The organism is Neorhizobium alkalisoli (assembly GCF_007829835.1).
In the GTDB taxonomy this organism is placed as follows: Bacteria; Pseudomonadota; Alphaproteobacteria; order Rhizobiales; family Rhizobiaceae; genus Neorhizobium.
Window position 1 is genome coordinate 1 of the sequence record NZ_VIWP01000031.1, and the last position, 2,597, is coordinate 2,597.

The 2,597-nt window shown below is 60.7% G+C and carries 2 protein-coding genes; both read right to left on the reverse strand.

All coding sequences use genetic code 11. The annotated features are described in order from the left end of the window. Positions 1–125 precede the first annotated feature (125 nt). Positions 126–863 (reverse strand): IS21-like element helper ATPase IstB, encoded by a 738-nt coding sequence (gene istB, locus FHW37_RS33305; RefSeq protein WP_145643852.1) that lies wholly within the window; start codon positions 861–863, stop codon positions 126–128. A gap of 12 nt (positions 864–875) precedes the next feature. After that, entirely contained in the window at positions 876–2,405 is a 1,530-nt protein-coding gene (gene istA / locus FHW37_RS33310) for an IS21 family transposase (protein ID WP_145643853.1), read from the reverse strand. Positions 2,406–2,597 lie beyond the last annotated feature (192 nt).

Consider the following 2,597-nt stretch of genomic DNA (forward strand, 5'->3'; position numbering starts at 1 on the left):
TGCCGATTCCGATGAAGCCGCCCCTTTGTTCCGAGATGATTGCGCCCCGTGATTCCGGGATGATCTCGCCCCCTTCTGAGGAGGTTTGCAGGCAAGTATTGTTTTCAGTTCGTTCAGGCTTGGTGTCAAGCGCTGCGCGGCAGGTTTCGGCGCATACTGTCGCCGCTTAACTCCACGCGGTGGGCGTTGTGGACGAGGCGATCCAGGATAGCATCGGCATAGGTCGGGTCTCCAATGACGCCATGCCAGGCGGATACGGGGAGCTGGCTCGTAATGATCGTTGACCGGCGGCCATAGCGGTCCTCGAGTATTTCCAACAGATCGTGCCGCGCCTGTTCGTTGAGCGGTTCGAGACCCCAATCATCCAAGATCAGGACCTGGACATGACCCAGTGTCCGTTGCAGCCGGGCATACCTGCCGTCGCCGCGAGCAAGCGCGAGCTGGGCAAACAGCCTTGGGACACGCTGATAAAGAACAGAGCGATCGTCACGGCACGCCTTGTGACCGAGTGCGCAAGCTAGCCAGCTTTTTCCGACACCTGAGGGGCCGCAGATTGCCAGATTGTCGTGAGCATTAATCCAGTCGCCCCCGAGAAGCTTCATGAAGAGTGCTCGATCGAGGCCGCGTGCACTGCGATAGTCGACATCTTCCGGGGTCGCCTGGTGGCGCAGCTTGGCGAACCTGAGCCGGGCAGCAAGCTTGCGATCGTAGCGGGAACTCCATTCCCGTTCGAGCAGCAATCCCAGCCACTCAGCGTGCGAGAGCTGTTCGGCTTCACCGTTGGAGATGAGCTCCCCAAAGGCCTTTGCCATGCCGGCCAGGCCCATGGCGTTGAGTTTGTCGAGTGTTGGATGAGCAAGCATTCTTCTTTCTCCTTAGTGGTAGTAGCGAGGTCCGCGGATGTTTTCGTGGTGGATAGGCTCATGCGAGGCTGGTCCATTGGTGGAGGCGGCTCGATCGAGATGATTGTCGAGGATGGAGCGCACCGAACCGTAGGTCCGGGCTCCAATCTCCAGCGCACGGCTGCAAGCGGCATTCACTCTGTCGCGCCCAAAGCCCTTGTTCAGACGGATAATTCCCATGCAGGCCCGAAAGCCCTGCTCCGGGTGCGGCCGGTCGGCGAGGATCTTTTCGCATAGCAACGCAACCTCCGGCCCGATGGACGTGGCCTCGCGTTGAATGCGTTCGATCGTCCAGTCGGCAAAACGGCGGTGGGCCGAGGGCATGTGATCGGGCGTCGTCGTGTGCTTGCCGTTACCACTGGAGCGGCGATGAGCGGCTATCCGTTCGCCTTTGTGGAAGATCTCGATCGTATTGGCGGTGATGCGCGCCTCGACTTGCTCGCGAGCGAAGCGATAAGGGACGGAGTAATAATGCCGCTCGATCTCGACGTGGTAATCCAATCCAGCACGCCGGATACGCCATTCCGCAAAGACATAGCGTTCCACAGGCAATGGCCTTAGAGCAGGCCGGTCGAGCTCTTCGAATAATTGGCGGCGCGTGACGCCGACCCGACGGAGGACCCGCCTGTCGTTGAGATCATGCAGCAAGTCGGCGATCGCGGCGCTGACCTCGGCGAGATTGTAGAAGGTGCGATGGCGAAGGCGGCCCAACAGCCAGCGTTCGACGATACGAACCGCGGCCTCGACTTTCGCCTTGTCACGAGGGCGTCTCGGCCGCGTCGGCAGGACGGCGCTACCATAATGCGCCGCCATCGCGCTATACGTCCGGTTGACCTGAGGATCGAAGTGGCACGCCTTGATGATCGCCACCTTGGCATTGTCCGGAACAAGCAACGCCGGCGCGCCGCCGAAGAACTCCAGCGCCTGGATATGGCATTCAATCCAGTCGGGAAGCGTTTCGCTCCAGCGCGCCTGGGCGTAGGAGAGGCTCGATGCACCCATGACCGCAACGAACAGGTGGGCCTGTCGTGTCATGCCAGACAATCGGTCGACTACGACGCTAACGGTGTCGCCGGCATAATCGACGAACAGCTTGTCGCCGGCTGCATGATCCTGCCGCATCGTGACCGGTAGCTTCAACGCCCAGCCGCGATAAAGGTCGCAGTATCGACTATAGCGATAACCATCCGGATGAAGACCGATGTATTCGTCCCATAGGATCTGCAGCGTCACATGCTTGCGCTTCAGCTCGCGGTGGACCTGCGCCCAATCTGGTTCCGGCGCGCGGCGGTGTCCTATCTTCGTCCCGGCCCCTCTGTAGAGGGCCGCCTCCAGGACTGCGTCGCTGACGTCGTCACCAAGGGGCCACGACAGGCCAGCAACCGCTGCACGCCGTAGCGTCTCGCGCACCGTCGACGGCGCAGTCCCAACCCGCACCGCAATCGACTTGTGCCCAAGTCCTTGCTCAAACCGATATCTCAGTATCTCGCGGACACGCCGCATCTCCACTCTCTCCGCAGGCATTGCGTTCCTTCCTCCTCGACCTCGAGGGAAGAAACTTCACACCTGCAGACCACCCTTGAAAGATGCCTCAAAAGGGGGCGGCATCATCTCGGAACGAGGGGGCGACTATTTCTCGGAATCAGGGGGCGACATCATTTCGGAATCAGGGGGCGGATTGCCTCGGAATTTGCA